Annotated in this window: 17 protein-coding genes and 3 pseudogenes; 7 read left to right on the top strand and 13 right to left on the bottom strand. The window is 70.8% G+C overall.

Annotated features, from left to right (window positions below; translation table 11 throughout):
* Window positions 1-246: 246 nt before the first annotated feature.
* Window positions 247-1,482 carry a Rieske 2Fe-2S domain-containing protein gene (locus ACIBLA_RS04935; RefSeq protein WP_399197756.1) on the top strand — a complete coding sequence of 412 codons (1,236 nt, stop codon included), beginning with the start codon at window positions 247-249 and terminating at the stop codon, window positions 1,480-1,482.
* Window positions 1,483-1,503: 21 nt separating this feature from the next.
* On the opposite strand, the gene ACIBLA_RS04940 is transcribed toward ACIBLA_RS04935, so the two are convergent.
* From ACIBLA_RS04940 to ACIBLA_RS04990, 11 genes and pseudogenes are all read right to left on the bottom strand, one after another.
* The gene (locus ACIBLA_RS04940; RefSeq protein WP_399197757.1) at window positions 1,504-1,671 is read right to left on the bottom strand and encodes a hypothetical protein; all 168 of its coding nucleotides are present in this window, start codon (window positions 1,669-1,671) and stop codon (window positions 1,504-1,506) included.
* 120 nt (window positions 1,672-1,791) lie between these two features.
* Window positions 1,792-2,775 (bottom strand): Acg family FMN-binding oxidoreductase, encoded by a 984-nt coding sequence (locus ACIBLA_RS04945; RefSeq protein WP_399197758.1) that lies wholly within the window; start codon window positions 2,773-2,775, stop codon window positions 1,792-1,794.
* A 150-nt stretch (window positions 2,776-2,925) separates the two neighbouring features.
* Window positions 2,926-3,108 carry a hypothetical protein gene (locus ACIBLA_RS04950; RefSeq protein WP_363246593.1) on the bottom strand — a complete coding sequence of 61 codons (183 nt, stop codon included), beginning with the start codon at window positions 3,106-3,108 and terminating at the stop codon, window positions 2,926-2,928.
* Between the two features lie 509 nt (window positions 3,109-3,617).
* A complete protein-coding gene (locus ACIBLA_RS04955; RefSeq protein ID WP_399197759.1) occupies window positions 3,618-3,944 on the bottom strand; it encodes a hypothetical protein in 327 nt (108 codons plus the stop codon).
* Window positions 3,941-5,725, bottom strand: coding sequence for a polymorphic toxin type 30 domain-containing protein (locus tag ACIBLA_RS04960; protein ID WP_399197760.1), 1,785 nt, complete (start codon window positions 5,723-5,725; stop codon window positions 3,941-3,943). Before ACIBLA_RS04960 ends, ACIBLA_RS04955 begins: the two co-directional genes overlap by 4 nt.
* Entirely contained in the window at window positions 5,722-8,757 is a 3,036-nt protein-coding gene (locus ACIBLA_RS04965) for a DUF853 domain-containing protein (protein WP_399197761.1), read from the bottom strand. Before ACIBLA_RS04965 ends, ACIBLA_RS04960 begins: the two co-directional genes overlap by 4 nt.
* A complete protein-coding gene (locus ACIBLA_RS04970; protein WP_399197762.1) occupies window positions 8,754-10,631 on the bottom strand; it encodes a hypothetical protein in 1,878 nt (625 codons plus the stop codon). The genes ACIBLA_RS04965 and ACIBLA_RS04970 overlap by 4 nt, the downstream gene beginning before the upstream one ends.
* Window positions 10,632-10,754: 123 nt before the next feature.
* A complete protein-coding gene (gene mmuM, locus ACIBLA_RS04975) occupies window positions 10,755-11,633 on the bottom strand; it encodes a homocysteine S-methyltransferase (RefSeq protein WP_399197763.1) in 879 nt (292 codons plus the stop codon).
* Between the two features lie 79 nt (window positions 11,634-11,712).
* A complete protein-coding gene (locus ACIBLA_RS04980) occupies window positions 11,713-12,588 on the bottom strand; it encodes a Tn3 family transposase (RefSeq protein WP_399197764.1) in 876 nt (291 codons plus the stop codon).
* A pseudogene (locus ACIBLA_RS04985) lies at window positions 12,534-12,953 on the bottom strand (Tn3 family transposase); the annotation flags it as partial. The gene ACIBLA_RS04980 and the pseudogene ACIBLA_RS04985, both read right to left, overlap by 55 nt.
* Before the next feature lie 338 nt (window positions 12,954-13,291).
* Window positions 13,292-13,927, bottom strand: a complete 636-nt coding sequence (locus tag ACIBLA_RS04990) for a DUF4158 domain-containing protein (protein WP_399197765.1) — start codon at window positions 13,925-13,927, stop codon at window positions 13,292-13,294.
* 301 nt (window positions 13,928-14,228) lie between these two features.
* Here ACIBLA_RS04990 and ACIBLA_RS04995 point away from each other — a divergent pair, with 301 nt between their 5' ends.
* The 3 genes from ACIBLA_RS04995 to ACIBLA_RS05005 all read left to right on the top strand — a co-directional run bounded on the left by ACIBLA_RS04995 (window position 14,229) and on the right by ACIBLA_RS05005 (window position 17,523).
* Window positions 14,229-14,918, top strand: coding sequence for a CBS domain-containing protein (locus tag ACIBLA_RS04995; protein ID WP_399197766.1), 690 nt, complete (start codon window positions 14,229-14,231; stop codon window positions 14,916-14,918).
* Between the two features lie 257 nt (window positions 14,919-15,175).
* Complete coding sequence (locus ACIBLA_RS05000; RefSeq protein WP_399197767.1) at window positions 15,176-16,894, top strand: GAF domain-containing protein; 1,719 nt, start codon at window positions 15,176-15,178, stop codon at window positions 16,892-16,894.
* A 167-nt stretch (window positions 16,895-17,061) separates the two neighbouring features.
* A complete protein-coding gene (locus tag ACIBLA_RS05005) occupies window positions 17,062-17,523 on the top strand; it encodes a cyclic nucleotide-binding domain-containing protein (protein ID WP_363242929.1) in 462 nt (153 codons plus the stop codon).
* A gap of 67 nt (window positions 17,524-17,590) precedes the next feature.
* Here the strand turns inward: ACIBLA_RS05005 and ACIBLA_RS05010 are convergent, their stop codons facing one another.
* Window positions 17,591-18,319 (bottom strand): response regulator, encoded by a 729-nt coding sequence (locus ACIBLA_RS05010; protein WP_399197768.1) that lies wholly within the window; start codon window positions 18,317-18,319, stop codon window positions 17,591-17,593.
* A gap of 298 nt (window positions 18,320-18,617) precedes the next feature.
* Here ACIBLA_RS05010 and ACIBLA_RS05015 point away from each other — a divergent pair, with 298 nt between their 5' ends.
* The 3 genes and pseudogenes from ACIBLA_RS05015 to ACIBLA_RS05025 all read left to right on the top strand — a co-directional run bounded on the left by ACIBLA_RS05015 (window position 18,618) and on the right by ACIBLA_RS05025 (window position 21,391).
* Window positions 18,618-21,041 (top strand): phosphoketolase family protein, encoded by a 2,424-nt coding sequence (locus ACIBLA_RS05015; protein WP_363242931.1) that lies wholly within the window; start codon window positions 18,618-18,620, stop codon window positions 21,039-21,041.
* 82 nt (window positions 21,042-21,123) lie between these two features.
* A pseudogene (locus tag ACIBLA_RS05020) lies at window positions 21,124-21,204 on the top strand (hypothetical protein); the annotation flags it as partial.
* A 10-nt stretch (window positions 21,205-21,214) separates the two neighbouring features.
* The gene (locus ACIBLA_RS05025; RefSeq protein WP_399197950.1) at window positions 21,215-21,391 is read left to right on the top strand and encodes a hypothetical protein; all 177 of its coding nucleotides are present in this window, start codon (window positions 21,215-21,217) and stop codon (window positions 21,389-21,391) included.
* A gap of 240 nt (window positions 21,392-21,631) precedes the next feature.
* Here ACIBLA_RS05025 and ACIBLA_RS05030 read toward each other — a convergent pair.
* Window positions 21,632-22,093 (bottom strand): annotated as a pseudogene (locus ACIBLA_RS05030) (CBS domain-containing protein); the annotation flags it as partial.
* Window positions 22,094-22,191: the final 98 nt, after the last annotated feature.

The raw sequence follows: 22,191 nt of genomic DNA on the forward strand, positions 1-22,191 counted from the left end.
TTCCACCACTCGCCTCGTGCCGTCGGATGTCGGCAGCGCCCGGGAAAACCCTCAGATGGCCCTCTGGGGAGGGGACCGTTCCCCTCCGTCACCGCTCCACCGGGTGCGCAAAAGGTGCTATCCCACACAGAAATCTCTTGTATAGGACAGACTGCCCGAGATCGCCGGTCCCGCGCGGTTCTCGATCGTGTCGCGGTCCCGAGCGCGGCCCACCACTGGAACGACCTGCGGGCGAGGGAGAATCGTATGACCGAGACGCAGTCCGCACAGGACGAGACCGGCGGGCACGGAACGGCGAACGAGCGACACGCCGTGCGTACTCCCACCCCCGGCCCCTCATCCCCCGCCCCCACCCCCGCTGTGGCCGACCTTCGCCGTGTCGGGATCAATCCCGATTTCTGGTATCCGGTCTCCGAATCACGGAGCGTTCGGAAGAACAGCGCTTTCGCCGCCTCCTTCGCAGGGGAGCGGATCGCGCTGTACCGCGGTGGGAGCGGCACGGTGTACGCACTGGAGGACCGGTGCGCCCACCGCCAGGTACCGCTGAGCATGGGTGTCGTGGAGGGTGAGTCCCTGCGGTGCTGCTACCACGCCTGGGCCTACCGGGGCAACGGCCGGATCTCGCAGATCCCGTATCTGCCCAAGGGAGTGGACCGGCCGCCGCGAGGCGTACGCGCCTACCCGGTCCGCGAGGCGTACGGACTGGTCTTCGTCTTCCCCGGCGACCCGGAGAAGGCCGCCGAGACACCGTTTCCCGAACTGCCCGCGTACGCCTCGGCCAAGCACAGCACCATGACGTTCTCGCGCACCGTGCACTGCCACTACTCGTTCATGCACGAGAACCTGCTCGACATGAACCACCAGTTCCTGCACCGGGGCGTCCTCGGCCGGATCCGGCCGGAACTGCTCGGCTACGACACCGGTCCGCACTCCGTGGAAGCCCGGTACCTGTTCACTCCCGCCGGCGGGAAGAAGGACCGGGGCGCGGGTCTGCTCTCCGCCGAGGGTCTCGGCGGCAGCAAGTCGCCGGACATCGTCACCATCCGTACGGAGTACCCGTACCAGACCCTTCAGGTGGTCCCGGAGAAGGCCGAACTCCCGGCTTTCTCGCTGTGGGTGGCGTACGTACCGGAGGATGCCGAGCAGCGCACCAATCACGTCTACGGCCTGCTCATGATCCAGAAGCCGCCCGTCCCCGGTGCGCTCCGCCTCGCCTGGCCGTTGATCCGGCGCTTCACCGAGCGGGTGTTCGCGGAGGACCGGATGGCGGTGGAATCGGAGCAGCGGGCCTGGGACGAACAGGGCTCGGACTGGAACCAGGAGGTCTTCCCGCTGATCCTCGACGTTCGGAAGGTGCTGCGCTCGAACGGCGTTCCCATTCGGGCGAAAGAGGACCTGTGCCTCGCCGCCACGCTCTGCGGCGACGCATCGCGCTCAGGCCCCGCACCACGTTCCGAGGCCGACAGACGATCACCTTCGTAGCCTCGACCCTCACGCCGGGAATCAAGTGGTCGGCAGAAGCACGACTCCGTCCTGGTCGGCGTGCAGGATGTCGCCGGCCCATCCGTTGACACGCGCCCTCTCGGCCATCAGATCTCCGAGAAGTGCGCTGTGCAGCGAGGCTCCGCCGTCGACAACCGCGACACAGCCCTCGGCGGGTGTCCGGAGCAATGCGCGTGAACGATCTCAGCGGCAGGCCGCGGTGCTCCGCCTCGGCCACCGCCCAACCAGTGGAAGCTCAACCACTCTCCACCACCTCTCTCTGCCTGTGCCGGTGACGCTCCGTATCGATCAGTCGTCGAATGTCAGCACCTCCTCGACGGGGCGACGTGGTGTTTCCGGCCCCCAGGGCCCGTAGCCCAGCCGCAGAACCATCTGGACATGCCCTGAGCCCGAGACCGGATCGCGCAGCAGCCACCGCAGGTCGGACCATTCGAGCGCCTGCGTGGCGAAGGAACTCGCCAGTCCGTGCCGCGTGGCGACGAGGAGCAGGCGTTCCAGCGCCTGTCCCGCTCGCAGCCAGTCGGCCGGTCCGTCCGCCGCCGTGCTGAGCAGCGCCAGTTGGAGCCGGTCCTCGAAATCGGCCGTGGGCCGGCCTCGCACCACGTCGAGCCCGGCGAAGTCGCGAGTGGGGGCGGTTCCACCGCGCTTACGCGGACCAAAGGCGTATTCCGGCACCCCTTCGGTGCTCACGTCGGCCTTCGAGTCCTTGGTCCACCGGGCTCTCTCCGCCTCGCGGGAGGGGTCCATGAGGCTGTAACCCTCGGCGTCCCTGGTCAGGTCGAGCACGGCCTGAAGGTGTGGCGGAGACAGAAACGTCAACTCGGCGTCTTCGAGACGGGCGGCTTGCCCGAGTTCGTCCCGCTCAGCCGTGGGAATCTCCCGCTCCGAGAACGGATATCGGCTCGTGTGCCGTTCGCGAATCGCCGGGTACAGATCGGCGAGCGCATCCACCGTCGTCGGAGAGCCGACGCTCACGGTCGCCAGAAGACGTGGGACGGCCGCATCGGGCAGGAGAGTCGTCCCGGAGCCCCGGCCGAGATGGGCGAGTGCCACCCGAAGGTTGAGGAGCGCGGCCCCGCACCCGACGTGCAGACCCCGTCCGTCCCGGTCCTCGTGCGGCATGGCACGCGCCGAGTCGGCGGACAAGGTGAAGGTGCGCGTGCTCCGGGCGTACCGGAAGAGCCAGGGCTGTGCATTGTGCATCGACGGTGCCCTGGTGGCGTCGGACACGAGCCCTTTCACCGTTCGCTCGTCGAGCGTCTCTACGGACACGATGCCTCCCGGCTTTGTCCTCCTCCCAGCGTGAAGGCTCGACGGCATTCAACGGCAGGGGCCGACCGTCCCCATCGCAGAGCCCGGTCGACCCTTTGGGGGTCCCTGTAGTTCTCGCCGAAAAAACAACGCCAAGGATTGAGCCCCAGGTCAGGCCGTGGGCTGCAGAGTGGCTGCGGCCGTCTGTTCGTCGTGTTCGCGCAGCATGCGCATTACGGTGGCCGGGGCTGGGTGCTGGCCGCGCTTCTTGCCGGTGCGGATAACGAGGCGGGAGGCGATTTCGCGCAGGGACAGGTGTTCCTGGTCGCGCAGTCGGACGGCAGTGGCGAGCATGTCGTCGTCGGAGACCTTGACGCCACCGATGGCCTTGCCGTTCTTGCGGGCGGTGGGTCATGCCCCTCGTACAGCATCCGCTGCCAGGTGGCGACCCGCTGCTGGTGCGCCTCCCACCGGCGCCCCCGCTCCTCGGCGGCCCGCCGCTGCGCGGCGTCCCGCGCGCGGTCGGAACGGTGACGGACACGACGACGATGAACACCCCGGCCAGGATGAGGGAGATCCAGCCGACGGTGATCATCCCAAGCACGGCGATGGCGAACACCACCCCCACGATCTGGCCGGCGCTCAACCGCAGGGAGCTCCGCTCCTCCAGGCGGGCCAGCTCGGGAAAGTACGGCTCGACCCACACGGGCGGATTCCCCGCATCAGGATGCGCCACCACCCCACCCGGCACAACGGACTCCCACCCCCAGCGCTCTACCCCACGAAACACCCCCGTCTGCTATTGCGTCAAAGCGGCCCTCACCTGCGTTCATTCAATCCCCCGCACGCACGCGTGATCGAGACTAGAGTTCCAGCAGATCGTCCAGATATTCGACCAGGTTTCCCGGAAGCGAGCCTTTGTCGATGTCACGGAGGCGCTCCAGGGAGGCAGCCTCCAGCATTCCGCCGGAACCCAGCTCCAGCAGAGCGTTCAGTTGGGATTCGAGGGCGGCCGGATCCTGTTCACAGGCCGCCGCGATCGACAGCGCTCCCGCCAGCAGCATGACATCGGATCGCGAGTAATGACGTAGCCAGTCCACCGACGAGTCGGCGCTGAGCTCTCGCCGGCGGGGATCCGGGTCTGTCACCTGTCGGATCAACTCCACCATCTGAGCAGGCTTCACGCTCATGCTTCGGTTCCCTCACTCGGGTAGGGCAGACTGTGGCCGGCGGGCCATGGTATATGCGTCGCATTGGCCGCAGCAGGATCATAATGAGGACTGTCGGGGTTGGAAACTTGCCGGTGGTAAAGCTTTCCCGATTCGTCCTGATATTTACCGCCGACTTGTATGCGGTAAATATCCCCGCTCGCCGAATTCGACCCCTCGGGGGCCGTTCCGTCGGCCTCGTGAACGCGCAGGCGAGCAGTATTTCCTGTCTCGGGATCCGTCCATTTGTAGTTGACTCCGACCTTCGGTCCACCGTCCGGGTCGGGCTTGAAGCCGAGATTGATTGCGTCAGCCGGGAGGACAGACATCGGATTGTCACCCGCGCTCAAATCCCAGCCCCCTCCGCCAACGCGTTCGGGGCCGTCCACGCGGCCCCCCTCTCCGCCCTCGTCTTCCGTCTCTGAGGCATCAGCAGCGTCCGCGTCGGGAAGCAGATCGGGCTCCGCGTCGGTGGCCTCCGCGTCGGTGGACTCGGTGTCGGGCAACCCATCGGCATCGCGGTCAGGATCGTGGTCGGCCGCTTCGCCGGACTCCGACTCCTGCGGGAGACCGGCCTCGTCCGGCCCCTCCGACGGCGGGCCGTCGACGCCCTGGGAGACCTCGTCGGCGCGGGCGCCGGCGGGCCCTTCCGCGGTGGCCCTGTCCGCTGCGTCGACCGTGGCCCCGATAAGGGCCACGCCGGCTTCGGCCACGGCCACTCCGGCCTTGACCGTGCCTTCGGCCACGGTGCCTACCGTTTGGGCGAGTTCGTTGCCGGGGGCCGGCTCTTCTCCTGTCTCCGCGGCCTGTTGGTCGGCGCCCGTCGGGTCGTCGTGGTCCGTGCGTTCCGCTTCGGGTGAGGTCGCGGAGTCGGGCGGGGGCGTGTCCTGCGCAGCCGTGTCCTGAGCAGCGTCGGGCTCGGCCTCGGAGTGCGGTTCCCGTTCGAGGTCGGGTCGGAGTTCGCGTTCGCGTCCGAGTTCCCCTTCGGGTTCGGGGTCCTGTTCCGCGGCCGGCTCCGGCTCAGCTTCGGATTCCGGTCCGGCGTCCGCGTCACGCTCCCGGTTGGGGTCGGGCACCGATTCCGGTTCCGGTTCGGACTCGGGCTCCGCTTCTGGCTCAGGTTCGCGCTCCGGTTCCGGGTCAGCCTCCGGCTCGGGCTCGCGCTCCAGTTCCGCCTCGGGCTCCGCTTCCCGCTCGGGCTCTGGCTCCCGTTCCTGCTCGGGCTGCTTCTCGGGCTCAGGCTCCGGTTCTGGTTCTGGTTCTGGTTCCGGTTCCGGTTCGGGCTCCGGCTCCGGTTCGGGTTCTGACTCCTGTTTCTGGGGCTCCGGCTGTTCCGGGGTTTGCTCCTCGGGGGTCGGCTCTTCCGGTGGGGTGTCGGTCGGCTCCGGGGAGGGGGTTTCGGGCTGTTGGGGGGTGGGCTCGTGCGTTTCGGGCGTGGCCGGGTCCGGGGGGGTGCCGGGCGTGGTGGGTTCCTGGTGGGCCGCGGGCGGCTTCGCTTCGGACGGGCTCCCGGGCTCGGCCTCCTGCGGTGCGTCCATCGGCGGCGGGTCCGGGACGTGGTCGCCGTCCAACGGCTGTTCGGCGGCGTGCGGGACGGGGTCCGTCTCCGAGTCCGTGTTCGTGTCCGTGGCCGCTTCGGCGTCCGCCGCCCCCGCCTCCTCCTCCGGTTCGTCGCCGTCCCGGGGCGCGTCCGTCGGCGGCTCCGGGGGCGGAGGGGGCGGGGGTGGGGGCGGGGCGTCGGTCGGGCCGCCGAGTTCGCTCATGGGCGGGTCCCCTTCTCGCGGGCGCACTCCAGCGCCACCCGTACCGCCGTCTCCGCCACCACCGCGCGCAGGCGCGGTCCCGCCGCGCAGGCCATCGCGAAGGCCCGCGTCACGTGCTCCTCCGTCGTGCCGCCCGTCATCGCCGCCACCGCGTCGCGGAGCCCGCTGCGTTCCACGTCCCCGACCCGGGCGTGGACCCGCTTCTGCCGGTACCCCGGCAGGGCGTGGATCTGGAGGCGGTGGTCCGCCCCCGAGGTCCCGGTCAGGACCAGGCCCCGGGAGGCCCACTGGGCCTCGTGGTCCGGGTAGGTGTGCGGGCCGTCCGGAACGGAGGTCCTGGTCTGGTGGATGACCCGGATCACGTCCCGGAAGCGGTAGTTCGCGTACGTGTAGCGCCGCGGGTCGCCGCCCGGCGGGTCGGTGCCCAGCAGTTCGGCGCGGAGCACGGCGAGCAGGCGCCGGGCGAAGTCGCCCGGGTCGACCTCGTCGCGCATCAGGGACTCGCGGGCGGACACCGCACGTTCCACCCCGTACACCAGGGTGCATTCCAGATCGCGGTCCGGGAGCGCCGTCAACGCGGCCCGGACCGGGTCGGACGGGCCCGGCGCGTCCTTGCCCATCGCCTGGGCCGAGGCCGCCACGTCCGTCCAGATCAGCTGGAGGGGCTCCACGGAGCGGTGGTGGGAGTCGTTCATCGTGCGCAGGGTGCACGGCTCGCGGCGGCAGGAGGTCCCGCACAGCGGGCTGCGGCTGCTCAGCAGCGGCGGCTCCGTCGACGCGTCCTCGGCGCTCTCGGCGTGCTCCCCGTGCGGGATCGCCGTCAGGACGGGCCGGTCCATGCCGTCGGCGGCGACGGCGGCCCGTCCGGGCGGCAGGGCGACGACGTTCTCGCTCTGCTCGGGCTGGAGGTTCATCGTCGCGCCGACCGCCCGCCGGTCGTCCTCCGCGGGCAGCCGGTGCATGATCTTCAGCGCGCTGTTCTTGATGACGTCGGGCAGGATCTTGCTGGGGATCTGCTCGACGATCACAACACCCTCGCCGTACGCCCGGATCTCCGCCAGCAGGGAGGCGAAGAGCTCGACGGCGGCGGCTGCCGGCCCGTCCTCCACGTTCTTCAGGAGCCGGTGCGCCTCCTCCACCACCAGGACGTGGCGCAGCGGGACCCCGCCGGCGCCGTGGTGCACCCGCAGGTGTTCGACCAGGCGGATGAGCACCGCGCCGATGAGGAATGCCTTGTCCTGGTCGTTGGTGATCGTCTCCAGTTCGAGGACCACGTTCCCGGCGAGCAGCCCGGCGATGTCCAGGGGATGGCCGCCCTCGAAGAACCGGCCCGGCGCGCCCTCCCGCAGCGAGCCCATCCGGACGTCGACGAAGCCCCGCACGTCCGCGGTGACCTCCTTGCCGTACCCGATCATCTCGACGACCTGCCGGGCGGTGGCCTGGAGTTCGCCCAGGGTCGGATAGCGGGCCGTCCGCGGCTCGTCCGGCTCCTCCAGTACGTACTTCGGCTTGTGGGCCGGGCGCGGTTCGCCGGTGACGAGGTCCCATCCGGCGGCCGTGTAGCACTGGGACAAGGCCCGTGACAGCACCTGCGGGAAGGGCTCGTGCCCCTCGAACGCCGCGAGGAACAGGGCCCGTACGAGGTCCACGTGGCTCTGCAGCGGAAAGCCCGGCTCCGGCTCCAGCGGGTTGAGCGAGGCGGGGGCCACGCCCACGTCACCGGGCCGGATCACGGTGACGCGCCGGGCGCGCTCGGGTCCCCCCGCCGCGGCGAGGCGGCCGGCGATGCGCGCGTACTCGGCCTTCGCCGGCTCGACCGCCAGCCAGGGGATCGGCCGGTCGTGCGTGGACAGGGCGGTGAGCAGGCTCCGTACCGTCTGGGACTTACCCGAGCCGGTCGCCCCGCAGACGAAGGCGTGCCGGTTGAGGGTGGAGCGGGAGACGTGGAGCCGGTCGGCGGGCATGAGGGCCTCGTCGAGGATGTCGCCGATCAGGAAGGCGTCGGCGTCGTGTCCCGTGTCGTCGGAGGTGACGTCGAACCGGTTCGGGGCTACCGTACGGATGCCTGGGAGCTCCCGCGCGGGCGGCCGGGCCAGCGCCGCGACCAGTTCGGCGGGGGCGACGAAGGGCACGCTGCCCGGCGGCCCGGCGGCGCCCGCGGCCGGGGCCGCCGCCGGTTGCGGCGTGACGGTGGTCAGCGCCTCGGCGAAGGGCATCGGCCGCCGCGCCGGTACGAGCACGTACGGCAGCTCGTCGAGGTCGCCGGCGCCGCACAGCAGGGCCGCCGAGGCGAGCGCCGACTCGGGCCGCTCGGCGCCGACCAGCACGCGCACGTTCCACACCCCGGTGGCCAGGGCCCGGGTCAGCTCGCGGTAGCGGGCCTCGGCCCGGTCGGCCGCCACCCGGTCGGCGGCGGAGTTCTCGCGCTGGCGCAGCCGGGGCAGCTGGACGGCGAGTGCCGCGCGCTCCTGGTCCAGTCGCTCGTACGGGACGGGCTCGGCCAGCACGAGCCAGGCGAAGGAGTCCGGGAGGTGGGCGACCGCGTCGTCGAAGGAGCCGCGGCGTTCGCCCGGCAGGGCGCGCTCGTCGTCGCCCAGGCGCAGGGCGTCGTGGGAGCCGGGGCAGGGGATCCAGAACGGCAGCCGTTCCAGCAGGGCGACCGTCTCGCCCGCCGGGACGTCGCGGGCGGTGGAGCCGGGCGGGTAGCGCAGGGGGCGCTGCGCACCGTCCGCGGCGGGCTCGTCGCCCGCGGGCGGGAAGCCGGGCGCTCCGCCCACCAGGAAGTGCAGCGGCCGGTGCCGGCCCGGGCGTATCCATGCCGCGGCCAGACCCGCCGGGCGGTGCTCCCCACCGGCCGAGGGCGCGGACAGTACGGCGTGGGCCGCCGTGACGGCGGCGGTGAGCTGGGCGGCCGTACGGTCCTCCGTACGGCCGTCCTCGGGCCGCCGGGGCACGGTGATCAGGCGGTGGAAGCGGTACGCGCCGAGTCCGGCGGGCCGGGCCGCGCCCCCAGACCCGGCACCGGGGCTCACGTCAGGCTCGCGCGGGGGCGGGCGGAGAGCCGGGGCAGGAAGTTGATGCCGGGATTGCAGTCCCCGAACACGACGCGGCGGCCCGCCGGCCCGGTTTCGACGAGGACCAGGCCGGTCGCCGGGAGGGCCTGGAGCTGGGTGGGCTCGATCGTGAACTCGTAGACGCGGCTGAGGTTCTCGCCGGTCGTCGTGGACCGGGCGGTGGAGCTGTTGGTCGAGTCCTGCCAGCTGCGCGAGAGGGAGGTCGAGAAGGACCTGGAGCTCCCCCAGCTGCTGCCGGAGGTGCCGCCGCCCCGGTTGGAGCCGTCCGTGTCCGAGACGCCCCGCTGGCCGCCGTAGCTGCTGCCGCGGCCCTCGGTGAGGGTCTCCCCGACCTGCCGGGTCAGCTGGTTGACGAGGAACTTGTGCTCCTGCCCGATGAACTGCGCGGCCGCCTTGGCCTCCTCGCCGTTGCCCATGCGCATGAACACCGTCGCGCTGTCCGATCCGCCGGCGACCTGGACGGTGCCCTCCCGCAGGTGTTCGAGCAGGAACACGAGCCGAACACCGGCCGTGCGGGCCTCGCGCGCCATCGATTCCAGGGCGTCACGGCCGAGGTGGTCGGCTCCGGCGACGACGAGGGTCCCCGAGCCGTGCGCCACGGCGCGGGTGCGCAGCGCGTGGACCAGCCGGAAGAAGACGAAGCGGTCGGTGAGGTCCTTGCGGCGGCGCACGGAGTCCTCGGTCGTGACGATCGTCAGTCCGCCGGGCCGCCACCAGTCCGCGGCGCGGCCGCCGCCGGGGACGGCGGCCTCCTGCCCCCTCGGCGTGAGCAGCTCCGTCTGCGCCCGGACGTAGCGCAGTTCGTTCTGGACGCGCTCGCCCTGGCCCAGTAGGTCGACGGCCCGGGTGATCGACTCGACCTCGGTGGGGCCGAGCGGCCCGGGCGCGCCGGGGGCGGGATCGTAGACGCGGAGCAGGACGCGCAGCCCGGCGGCGAGCCGGGCGAAGGTGACGGGCCCTTCGAGCAGTTCCGCGACGGTCTGGACGAGGTCCACGTCGATGGTGTGGAGGTCCACGTCCGCGCCGGGCGGCCGCATGGTGCCCAGCGCCTCGGCCATGGTCTCGGCCAGCTCCTCGGGAGTGAACTCCGCGCTCAGGTCGGCGTCGAGCAGGGCCCCGGGCATGGGTACGTGGGCGACGGCGATGTCGCGGCGCGCGGCGAGGCCGGCGAGTTCGAGGGCGACGGCCTGCTGGGTGAGGTCCAGGACGACGAGCGGGGCGCCACCGCCGAGGAGCGGCCCGCCGACCGTGGCGAGCAGGCTGGCCCAGCCGTTGCCCGTGCCGCCGAACACGTCGATCCGGCTGGGACCGGAGGCGAGGGAGAGCGGGAACCAGGTGTCCAGCGTGTCGTTGTGCCGCAGGTGCTCCGCGTGGTGGGCGTCGATCCGGCTCTGCCAGGCGCGCCGGCGCTGCTCGTAGTCTCGCTGGGCGCTGGTGCGGGCGGCTTCCAGGCGCCGGCGGGCGGCCCTCAGCCTGGCGGCCGGGGAGGTCGCGGCCATGAGGACGATGACGAGGACGACGACGATCACGACGGCGGACGGGCCGCCGGCCGCGTAGGCGATGATGCCCGCGAGCAGGAGGAGACAGCCCGTGCCCCTGTTCTTCCGGGCGGTCATGGCGCGCTCCTCCATGGCGCGGACCTCGTCGCCGGAGGGTTCGGAGTAGACGGGCGGATGCTGGGCGTCCCGGTGTGCCGGGGGCGCGGACGGCTGGACGAACTCCCAGCCCCAGCGCTCCTGGCCGGTGAAGACCCGCCGCGCCAGTTCCGCTCCGGCGTCCGGATCCTCCCCGCCCCGAGGTTCGGTTGCCGGTGCGCTCTCAGCAGTGCTCATGACGCCCCCCTGTGGATGTCGGAGCATCCTGACCTTCCGGAGCGCCCCTGTCAGCTCCCGGGAGCCGCGCGGGAGACCTCTTTGACCAGAAGTCATCTACGAATGACCGAAGTTGATGCGCCGTCATATATCCAGACCAGCGCACTCCGCCGCGAGGTCCGCGATCCGGGCCGGGCCGATGCGGCAGCAGCCGCCGATGAGGCGGGCGCCCGTGCGGCGCCAGGCGGCGACGGGCCAGCGGGGCCCGGTCCGCGGGGGGTGCCAGGTGGCGGTGGCCGGCTCCCGGACGGAGCCGTCGTTCGGGTAGGCCACGAGGGGTTTGGAGGTGACGCCGGCCGCCGCTTCGAGGGCGGGCAGCACCTCGGCCGGGTCGCAGCAGTTGACGCCGACGGCGATGACCTGCGGGGAGGCGGCGGCGAGCGCGAAGGCGCCGGGGAGGGGGGCGCCGGAGCGGGTGCGGCCCCCGGCGACGGTGTGGCTCAGCCAGGCGGGGGCGCCCGTGTCCGCGAGGACGCCGAGCAGGGCCTCGGTCTCGTCCGGGTCGGGGACGGTCTCCAGGACGAGGACGTCGGGCCCGGCGGCGAGCAGGGCCTCGACGCGGGGCCGGTGGAAGTCGGCGAGCTCGCGCACGCTCAGCCCGTAGCGGCCCCGGTACTCGGAGCCGTCCGCGAGCACCGCCCCGTACGGGCCCACGGAGGCGTCCACCCACACCTCGTGGTCGGCCGCCTCGGCCGCTCGGGCGGCGGCTTCGACGCTGCGGCGCAGCAGCGCGGCGTCACGGCCGATCTGGTAGCTCGCGGTGATCAGCACCTCGGCGCCCGCCCGGACGTAGGCGGCGTGCGCAGCCTCCACCTGGTCGGGGCGCTCCGCGAGCGCCCGGCCCGTCCACAGCCCGCCGGACAGGTCGCAGCCCTGGGCGGCGAGCTGGTTGCTCAGCCTGCCGTCCAGGAGCACGGTCCTGCGGGACAGGGCCTCGGCGAGGGGGCCGGACGCGCGCGGCACCGGGGCGCTCCCGCCTCAGCCGAGCTGATGTCCGAAGTGGTGCGGGGGCCGGGCACCTCGCCGGCGCCGATCCGCTGCTCTACAGCCCGGCTCCGGGCTCGTCTGTGGCCACGGTCCGCAGCGGCCGGTGGCCCTGGTCGTCGAGCTGGGCCAGTTCGTGCTCGTAGTCGACGGTGATGGAGCCGTAGTAGTTCACCACCGAGCTGCGGGCCGGGGAGATGTGCGCCAGGACCTCGGCGTCCACCTCGCGGCCGGCGCTGCGCAGTTCGCCGACGGCCAGGCCCATGTACTCGGTGTGCCAGCAGACCACCGCGTTCGTCACCACCGTCAGGCACCACGCCTGCTCGTTCTGCTGCTCGGGCTGGCGCCGGGTGATCTTGCCCTCGCGGGCGTAGTGCAGCTGACGGCGCAGGGCGTGGAGGGACTCGCCCTTGTTCAGCTGCCGGGCGATCTTGCGCCGGTAGCCCTCGTCCGACAGGTACTTCGCCGCGTAGATCGTTCTGCGGATCGCCCCGTACTCCTTGAGCGCGGCGGCCAGCGCATTCTGCCGGGAAGACGCCGAAAGCTTGCCGACGATCAGGGAGGCGGTGGCGTGCCCGTACTTCAGCGACCCGGCCAGACGCAGCAGGTCGTCCCAGTGATCGGCGACCAGGTCGAGGTTGGCCTTCTTCGTCAGCAGCGGTCCCGCTTTCGGGAACCGCTCCTCGTAGTCGCTCTTGGCGCCCATCCGGTACAGCGTGATCTTGCCCAGATCGCGGATACGGGGCGAGAGCTGCTTGCCGACCAGGTCGAAAAGGCCGAAGTTGACCAGGGTGACGCCGTGCGTGTCCGTGGCGTGCTCGGTGATCGGCAGGTCGGTGGCGTTGCCCAGGATCTCGTCCAGCACGGGTAGTTGACCAGGACGATGTTCGCCTCGCGGAGCGTTTCCTCGCGGATGTACCACTCCGCGGTCCACGCCAGCACGTCATACGGGATGCCGCAGGACGCGGCCATGCCGTGCAGACCGAGATTCGTGGAGAGCCCGATCAGGCAGGCGATCAGGTTCCTTTTGAGCCGCGGGGAACAGGCCTGTTTGCCGCCGGCGTGGACGAAGCAGTCCAGGAAGCCGGTGTGCCGGTCCATCTCCACCAGCAGCGAGGCGATCGGAACGTTCGGTAGCATCCGCTCCAGCTCGGCGTGCAGCTCCTCGGCCTCGGACGGGATGTCCTCCGCCGTCAGCGGCGAGATGACCAGCTCCCCGGCGGCGTTCAACCTGACCGGCCCGTCACCGCGCCCCAGTACCTCCTCCAGCTCCGTCAGGGCCTCGTCCAGTTCGTCCATTACCAGTGGCAGGGCCTGACAGGCATCGGGGCTCTTGCCGGCCAGGCGGCAGAACTCCGTGCGGTGCGTCTCCCACTGGGCGGGCTTGAACAGGTAGGCGGCCGGGTTGTCGTAACGGCGCGAGCCCGGCACGAACACGTCCCCCGATCGCAGCCCGTCACGCAACGCGAGCAGCGTGCACAGCTCCCAGTAATGCCGGTACGCAGTCGCATCACCCTTGGCCGCGGCCTCGTCCAGGTAGCCCTGCCACCGGGTCGGCACGAACAGCGTCGGCGCGTTGTCGGGGACGTTGCGGGCGCCGGTGGCGTTCAGCTCCCGCAGGATCGTGAGCGCCTCGATCAGAGGCTGCGCGTCGGTGCCGCCGGCGAACCGCACCGCCTGAAGCACCTTCGGCGCGAACTGCCGGATGTAGGTGTAGGAGCCTCCCGCTCGGCGGCCTCACGGGCGGTGGCGACCTTCTCCAGAAGCGAGACGACACCCGGCCGGATCACCTTCGCCGAACGCAGGTACTCGCAGCCCAGCCGGAACAGCAGACTCGGGGCATCGTGTTCCATCGCACGGGCCAGCAGGAACTCGTCCAGCTCCTTGAGCTCGATGGTCTTCGCCGGTTTCCACCCCAGATACCCGGCGATCTCCCGCAGATGATCGGTACGGGTCTGCTCACGCTCGCCGTAGCCCACCAGATCAGTCACTGCGAGCCCGAGCTGGCGGGCCAAGCGGCCGACCGCCGCGGGCGGAGCGGCGGGCAGAGCGGCGGGCAGAGCGGCGGGCACCGCGTCGGGGACGAAGCCCAGCCACGGCTGGGCAGACAGCTGAACAGCGGCGCCGAGCACGTTCTGGGCCCGGCGGAACTTCCGCAGGAACGCCTCGTCGGCCGGGGTGAGAGTGCAGTAGCGGATCAGCTCGTCCTTGCCGATCGACGGGAACGACCGCAAGGCCTCCAGCTCCTCATCACTGAAAACCCTCGTCGCCATCCCCCCACCCCTCCCGTCAGCGCCACTCGTTCAGCCCGACGAGCCACCCTGCGCCCGGCAACGGGCCACCGCCCCGCCTCCCCCGAAATCACCCCAGATCAGGGGCAGCCTCGCGGGCTTAGCGTTGTTTTTTCGGCGAGTGCTACTGGGACCCCCTTTGGTCGACCCCGGTGAGCGGCGGTCCGAGGGCCTGTCGCCGCCCGATAGGGCTGAGTGGCACATGCCATGCCGTGCCGACGGGAGTCAGGCTTGGATGTGTGGCTGCGGCTGGGCGGCCACGGCCCAGGAAGGAGTTCAGGACATGGACCAGCGCAGCGTCGGTGAGCTCATGACCCGCGATGTCGTGAGCGTGCGGCTCGATACCCCGTTCAAGGAAATCGCCAGGGCCCTGTCGGATCACGGCGTCAGTGCCGTGCCTGTGCTGGATGACGCGGGCCGGCCGGTCGGCGTCGTCTCCGAGGCCGACCTGCTGCGCAAGGCGGCGAACAGATCCGACAGGTCCGGCAGGCTGCCGCTGCCTCATCTTGAGGCATGGGAGCGTGCCAGGGCCGAGGGCGTGGTCGCCGCGGAGATCATGTCCGCGCCGGCACTGTCCGCGCGTCCTCAATGGACCGTCGTGGAAGCAGCGCGCGTGATGGCGCGGCAACACGTCAAGCGTCTGCCAGTGGTGGACGAGACGGACAAGCTGCTGGGCATCGCCAGCCGGTCCGACCTGCTACGCGTGTTTCTCAGGCGGGACAGCGCCATCCACGAGGAGATCTCACGGGACATCCTGGCGCGGACTCTGCGGCTGGCACCGTCGGCCGTCACCGCCGAGGTGGAACAGGGGCAGGTCACCCTCCACGGCGCCGTGGACGACGAACACACTGTCGCCGTACTGGTGCGGCTGTGCGGCAGCGTGGACGGTGTCGTGGCAGTTTCCGAAGACCTCGAACATCCGTCGGAAGAGACCGGCCTGGCCGAATCAGCGGGACGGCGGGGGGTCTCATGAACCGTGTGATCACCGTGGGCCTGGACGGCACGCCCGACGTGCTGGCGGCAGCCGTACACCACGCGCCGTGCCCGGTGGCGATCGTCGCGCACGGCTGACGGGCGCCCTCAACGGGGCCGGGGCGGCCCCGGTGACACGGCCCTGAAGGTCGTCCTGGAGAAGGCGGCGGCGTTCAGGATGCGGTGACGGACGCAGTCGCTACCGTGGAAGTGCGGTCTGGTGCAGGCCGACAGCAGGGACTGCCCGACGGAGGCCTCGTGGGCGACGACACGGGCGGGTACGGCGATGGCGTACCGGAACGGCAAGACGTTTTGCCCGCAGAGCTGCGGGCACAACTCGGCGCCGTACAGCACGGCAATCCCGAGGCGGTACAGATCCTGCTCCAAGCGGTGCTGTCCGTCGGACGGGAACTGGACCTCCCCCAGGTTCTGCGACGCATCGTGGAAGCCGCGGTGGTGCTGGTGGACGCCGGGTACGGAGCCCTGGGTGTCGTGGAAGAGGACACACACCTCTCCCAGTTCCTGACAGTCGGCGTCGACGCGGACCGGGCAGCCGCCATCGGACACCTTCCCCGAGGACACGGAATCCTGGGTGAACTCATCCGCCACCCGGAGCCGTTGCGGCTGTCGGACTTGACGAGTCATCCGGCGTCCTACGGATTTCCGCCGAACCATCCCCCCATGCACTCGTTCCTCGGCGTCCCGATCATGGTCCGCGACAACGTGTTCGGCAACCTCTACCTGACCGAGAAACGCGGCGGCGGAGACTTCGACGATGACGACCAGACCGTCCTGTCCACTCTCGCCGTGGCCGCCGGCGTGGCGATCGAGAACGCACGGCTCTACGAGACCGCGCGGGACAGACAGAGCTGGCTGCGGGCCAATGGTGACGTCGTCGCCGACCTGCTGTCCGGAGCGGACGAGACACAGGTGCTGCGGCTGATCGTCGACCGGGCGCGTCACATTCTCTCCGCCGACCTGGGGGTTCTCGCCCTCCCCGACAAGGACGGCACGTCTCTGCGTGTCGCTCTCGCCGCCGGAGTCGACGCCGATGCCCACCGTGGTCTGCAGCTGCCCCAGGAGGGTTCGTTCGTCGGTGCCGCGCTGCACGCCGGGAGGCCGCTCATCAGCGCCGATGTGGAGCGCGATCCCAGGATTACCGCCGGCCCGCAGCGGTGGGGCGGTCTGGGACCGGCCGTGGCGGTGCCGATGATCGCCAGCGAGGAGGTGCGGGGCGTGCTTCTGCTGGCCAGACTCCGTTCGGGCGCGCTGTTCACCCGGACCGAGACGGCGCCGCTGCAGACGTTCGCCGCGCAGGCGGCACTGGCCATGGAACTCGCCGAGCGCCGGCGCGACTCCGAGCTGATGACCGTGCTGGAGGACCGTGACCGTATCGCCCAGGATCTGCACGATCTGGCAATCCAGCGACTCTTCGCCACGGGGATGACCCTCCAGAGCGTCGTCCGGTTCGTCGACCACCCTCGTGCGCAGGAGCGACTGCTGCGCGCCGTGGACGACCTCGACGAGACCATCAAGATCATCCGGTCGACGATCTTCGGCTTGCGTGCCCGTGAAGCCGGGCGTTCCCACCGCGGGCTGAGGGGTCGCGTCACCGACACGGTCCAGCAGGCGGTGCGCCCCCTCGGGTTCACGCCGTCCCTGCGCATGGAGGGTCTGCTCGACACCGACGTCCCTCCGGAGGCCGCCGAGCATGTCGTCGCCGTCCTCGCGGAGGCTCTCAGTAACGTGGCGCGGCACGCTCGGGCCACCTCCGCGTCGGTGTCGCTGGTGGTCCGCAGCGGCGTCCTGACACTGTCGGTCTCCGACAACGGAGTGGGCATCGGGGCGGACAGCCGCAGAAGCGGGCTGCGGAACCTTGCCAAGCGGGCGGACAGGCTGGGCGGCACCATGGCGGTCGAAGCACCCGGCGACGGAGGTACGCGGCTCGTATGGACGGTGCCGGTCGTCCCGCGGTGATCCCGTTCTCCGGATCCTGGGGCCGGAAACGGCAAACGGGCCATTCGGGCCACCACGGATACCGGTCGGCCCCTGCCCGTGCCCGGCCACGGCAGGCAGTCTTGGATACCAAGACCTGTCCGGCGGGGTGGTGGGTCACCGCCGGATCGGAACCGGGAGGTACGGCCATGGCCATGACCCTGCTGAACGCTCTGCCCAGCCAGGGACGGGAGCGTCTGATGGAATTCTCCCGTCCGGTGTGCTTCCCGGCGGGCACCCGAATCTTCGAGGACCAACAACCTGCGGACCGGTTCTGGGTCATCCGCACAGGCGCGGTCAATCTCGATCTGCACGGGCATGGGCGGAACGCGGGCACTCTGGAGATGCTGGGCCACGGTGATCTGCTGGGATGGTCGTGGCTGGTACCGCCGTACACCTGGCGTCTGGGTGCCGAAGCCTTCAGCATGGTCCGCGCGGACGAGTTCGATGCCCGTGCCGTACGTGCCCTGTGCAACGAGGACCCTGTCCTCGGGCTGGCGCTGACCCGTCACGTGCTGGAAGTGGTGGCGGGCCGACTGCAGGCGACCCGGATCCGGCTTCTGGGCGTGTACGCCACGCACGAGAGCGAAAGCTCGTTGCCCATCGAGTGAGGGCGGGCACGCCGCGCCGGTGCAGTCCCGTCCCGGGGCGGCGCATTTCCACTGATCAGTGGGCTGATCAGTGGAAATCGGCCGCCCCGGGGTGGTCGGACCGGCCGGCGTGGCTGTCCGGCCGGGAAGCCGCTTGCGTGGCCAGCACGGCGGCCTGGATGCGCCGCTCGACACCGAGTTTGGCAAGCAGACGCGAGATGTGATTCTTGACCGTCTTCTCGGACAGGTAGAGCCGTCTGCCGATCTCACGGTTGGTGAGCCCTTCCCCGATCAGCGCGAGGATCTCCTGCTCACGCGGGGAGAGCTGCGACAGGGCGTCCGGCTCGGACGCCGTCTCGTCCTCCTCCCCGCGAAGACTCTTCATCAGCCGGGTCGTGGTCGCCGGGTCGAGCATGGATTCGCCGGAGGCGACCGTCCTCACCGCGGCGACCAGGTCCGACCCGTTGATCTCCTTCAGCACGTATCCCGCGGCCCCGGCCATGATGGCGTCGAGGAGCGCGTCGTCGTCGTCGAACGACGTGAGCATCAGGCAGGCGAGGCCGGGCATGAGGGAGCGCAGCTCCCGGCAGACCGTGATTCCGTCACCGTCAGGAATCCGTACGTCGAGCACCGCGACGTCCGGGCGCAGGGCAGGGCTCCGGGCCAGCGTGTGGGCAGCCGTGCTCGTGTCACCGACCACTTCGATATCCGGTTCGGCGTCGAGAAGGTCCGTAACGCCGCGCCGCACGACCTCGTGGTCGTCGAGCAGGAAGACCCGGATCGGATTCGACGGCGAGAACTCCCGTGCCTCGGTCATGTTCGACCCTTTCGCCGTTGGTGGACCAAGCCCCGGTTTCATCCTCACCCACCTTTGGGAGCCGGGCCAGGGCCGAACGGGTCCATGCTTCGGCCGGAGGGCTCCGGCTCCGCCCCTGGTCGGCACCGGTGGCCGCGAGGCTCCAACGACGGTCCGCCGCCCGTCCGGCTCCCCACGCCCCGGCCGACGGGTCCCGGACAGGCCAGTGGTCCGTTGGCCGGGAGCGCCTGTCGGGGGGAGGCTGGAATTCGCCGCCCGGCTTCACGGCGGCCCGGAGGAAGCGATGCGGGAGGATGCGATGCGAGACGCGAGTACGTCGGCGCCTGACCCGGTCACCGACACGACACCGGAACTGGCGGATCTGGTGGCGCACTGGCGGGCCGCCAACTATCTGGCTGTCGGCCAGATCTACCTCATGGGCAATCCACTCCTCGGCGGGCCGCTGCGCGCGGAGCACATCAAGCCCCGACTACTCGGCCACTGGGGCACCTCCCCAGGGCTGAACCTCGTCCACACCCATCTCAACCGCGTCATCAAGGCGCGGGACCAGAACGCCCTGTGCGTCTGGGGGCCCGGCCACGGCGGCCCGGCGGTGCTGGCCAACGCCTGGCTGGAGGGAAGCTACTCCGAGACGTATCCGGACATCGGGCGGGACGCGGACGGAATGGCGCGCCTCTTCCGTCAGTTCTCCTTCCCCGGCGGGGTACCCAGCCATGTGGCGCCCGAGACGCCCGGGTCGATCCACGAAGGAGGCGAACTCGGCTACTCCCTCTCCCACGCCTACGGCGCCGCGTTCGACAATCCGGACCTCCTGGTCGCATGTGTCATCGGCGACGGCGAGGCGGAAACCGGCCCGCTGGCGGCGTCGTGGCACTCCAACAAGTTCCTCGATCCGGTCCGCGACGGCGCGGTTCTCCCGATCCTGCACCTCAACGGCTACAAGATCGCCAATCCGACGGTACTCGCCCGTATTCCCGAGCAGGAACTGGACGAACTGCTGCGCGGCTACGGTCACGAGGTGCTGCACGTCACGGGAGACGAGCCGTACGCCGTCCACCGCGCCATGGCCGAGGCCATGGACACCGCGCTGGACACGATCGCCCTCATCCAGCGCACCGCCCGGGAGGACGGTGTCACCGAACGCCCCCGCTGGCCGGTGATCGTCCTGCGCACGCCCAAGGGCTGGACCGGACCGGCCACCGTGGACGGATTGCCGGTCGAGGGCACCTGGCGGGCCCATCAGGTGCCGCTGCCCGCCGTACGCGAAAACCCCGAGCACCTGCGGCAGTTGGAGGCGTGGCTGCGTTCCTACCGGCCGGAGGAGCTCTTCGACCGTGACGGCCGCCCGCTCCCGCATGTGCTGGCGTGCGTCCCCGAGGGCGCGCGCCGGCTCGGTGCGAACCCGCACGCCAACGGCGGCCTGCTGCTGCGGGATCTGCCCGTACCGGCCCTGGAGCCGTATGCCGTGAAGGTCGACCGTCCCGGCGCGACCACGCACGAACCGACGCGGGTGCTGGGCGACTTGCTGGAATCGGTCATGGAGGCCACAAGCGAGCGCCGCGACTTCCGCGTCGTCGGTCCGGACGAGACCGCGTCCAATCGGCTCCAGTCGCTGTACAAGGCCACGGGAAAGGCATGGCAGGCCACCGCACTCCGCGTGGACGAACACCTCGACCGGCACGGCCGTGTCATGGAGATCCTTTCCGAACACACCTGCCAGGGCTGGCTGGAGGGCTACCTCCTCACCGGGCGGCACGGATTCTTCTCCTGCTACGAGGCCTTCGTGCACATCGTCGACTCGATGGTCAACCAGCACATCAAGTGGCTCAAGGTGTCCCGCGCCCTGCCCTGGCGCCGGCCGATCGCCTCCCTCAACTACCTGCTCACCTCGCACGTCTGGCGCCAGGACCACAACGGCTTCTCCCACCAGGACCCCGGCTTCGTCGACCACGTACTCAACAAGAGCCCCGAGGTCGTTCGGGTCTACCTGCCGCCGGACACCAACACGCTGCTCTCCGTCGCCGAGCACGTTCTGCACAGTCGTGACTACGTCAACGTCGTCGTCGCCGGCAAACAGCCCACCTTCGACTGGCTCACCATGGACGAGGCACGCGCGCACTGCGCCCGCGGGGCGGGTGTCTGGGAATGGGCCGGCACCGAGCGGGAGGGGGGCGAGCCGGATGTGGTGCTCGCCTGTGCCGGAGACGTCCCGACGCAAGAGGTGCTCGCCGCCTCTCAGTTGATCCGTCGCCATCTTCCCCAACTCGCGATCCGCGTGGTGAACGTGGTCGACCTGGCCAGGCTGCTTCCGGAGACAGAACATCCACACGGGCTCTCGGACAGCCAGTACGACGCGCTGTTCCCGAGCGACAAGCCGGTGATTTTCGCCTACCACGGCTATCCGTGGTTGATCCACCGTCTCGCCTACCGCCGTACCGGCCACCCGAATCTGCACGTGCGCGGCTACCGGGAGACCGGTACCACCACGACCCCGTTCGACATGGTGGTGCTCAACAACATGGACCGGTACCAGCTCGTCATGGACGTCATCGACCGTGTCCCCGGGCTGGCGGTCCGGGCCACCCCGACGCGACAGGCCATGGAGGACGCCCGGCTCCGGCACCACAGCTGGATCCGGGAACACGGGACCGACCTTCCCGAGGTGACCGACTGGACATGGCAGCCCGTGATCGAGGGCGGCAAGGGACGGCCCCCACGATGAGCACCTCACGAGGCGGTCGGTGTACACGGCGGAGGAGGACGGCGACCGCCGACCGCACGTGGAACAGTGCCGACTGGTCCATATGGGAGAGCCACATCTGGCCGCGCAGCGCACCTCGTTCACCGCCGAGGGCTGGGCGGGCGAAGTGGAGGTCGAAGCGGCCCTGGACGGCGATGTACGGAACGTCCGACATCCGTATCGCGCCGGCCTCACGGGTGCGGGTGGTTGGCCGCCCCGGCATCTACTCCGACACTCGGCTCACCGCCCGGCAGGCGGTTCAGACCCTGACGATCCCCGTCGAGTGTGGCGACACGGTGGTCGTCGACAAGACGGTCGCTGGGACGAACTGACCGACGCGTATGCCACCGCCGCCTTCGCGAAGGGAGAGCCGGCACGGGACTGGCTGGAATCACTCGACGGCTACGAAGGGTTCGCGGTGCTGCCTGACGGCCGGTCGTGGCAGACCGACGGCTTCCCCGGTGGGAGGGTCCCGGAGCGCGACCCGGCCTGATCCGTGCGGGCTCGCGGGTGGCAGCCCACGTCACAGGCCGGCATGGTTCCGGGACGCGGTTCGGGCGACGTGAAGTCCCTCACGCGGTCCGCGGTCCCACCAGGTCACACTCGACGTCCACCACACCCTCGACCGCGCGGACCAGACGGGCCGCCACCGGGACAAGGGCCGTGTCACGGACAGTGCCGCTGAGCGTGACCACCCCGGCGGCGACCGTAACTCGCACGTCTCCCCCGGATTCGCGGAAGAGAGGCTCGACCACGTCGCCGCGTACTTCCTCCGCGAGGTCGTCGTCGGACCGGAGAAACACCTTGAGCAGGTCGGAGCGGCTGACGATCCCCCGAAGCATCCCCGAGGCGTCGACCACCGGCAGCCGCTTCAGCTTTCCCCTCGCCATGGTCCGGGCCGCCTGAGCCAGCGTGGCGTCCTCCAGGACCGTCACGGCGGGCGCGGACATGACCTCACCCGCCGTCACCGCTCCCGCCTTGCGCAGATCGTCGAGGCGGCGCATCTGCTCCAGACGATTGGGGTGACCTGGCCGAGGCCGTGGGCCGGGCGGGTCCACGGCGAGTGCTGACCAGCCGCTTGGGCACGTGGAAGGGCTACTCGGCCCTACGCAACGGGGGCAGTGGCCGCGCA

The organism is Streptomyces sp. NPDC050433 (assembly GCF_044458565.1).
In the GTDB taxonomy this organism is placed as follows: Bacteria; Actinomycetota; Actinomycetes; order Streptomycetales; family Streptomycetaceae; genus Streptomyces.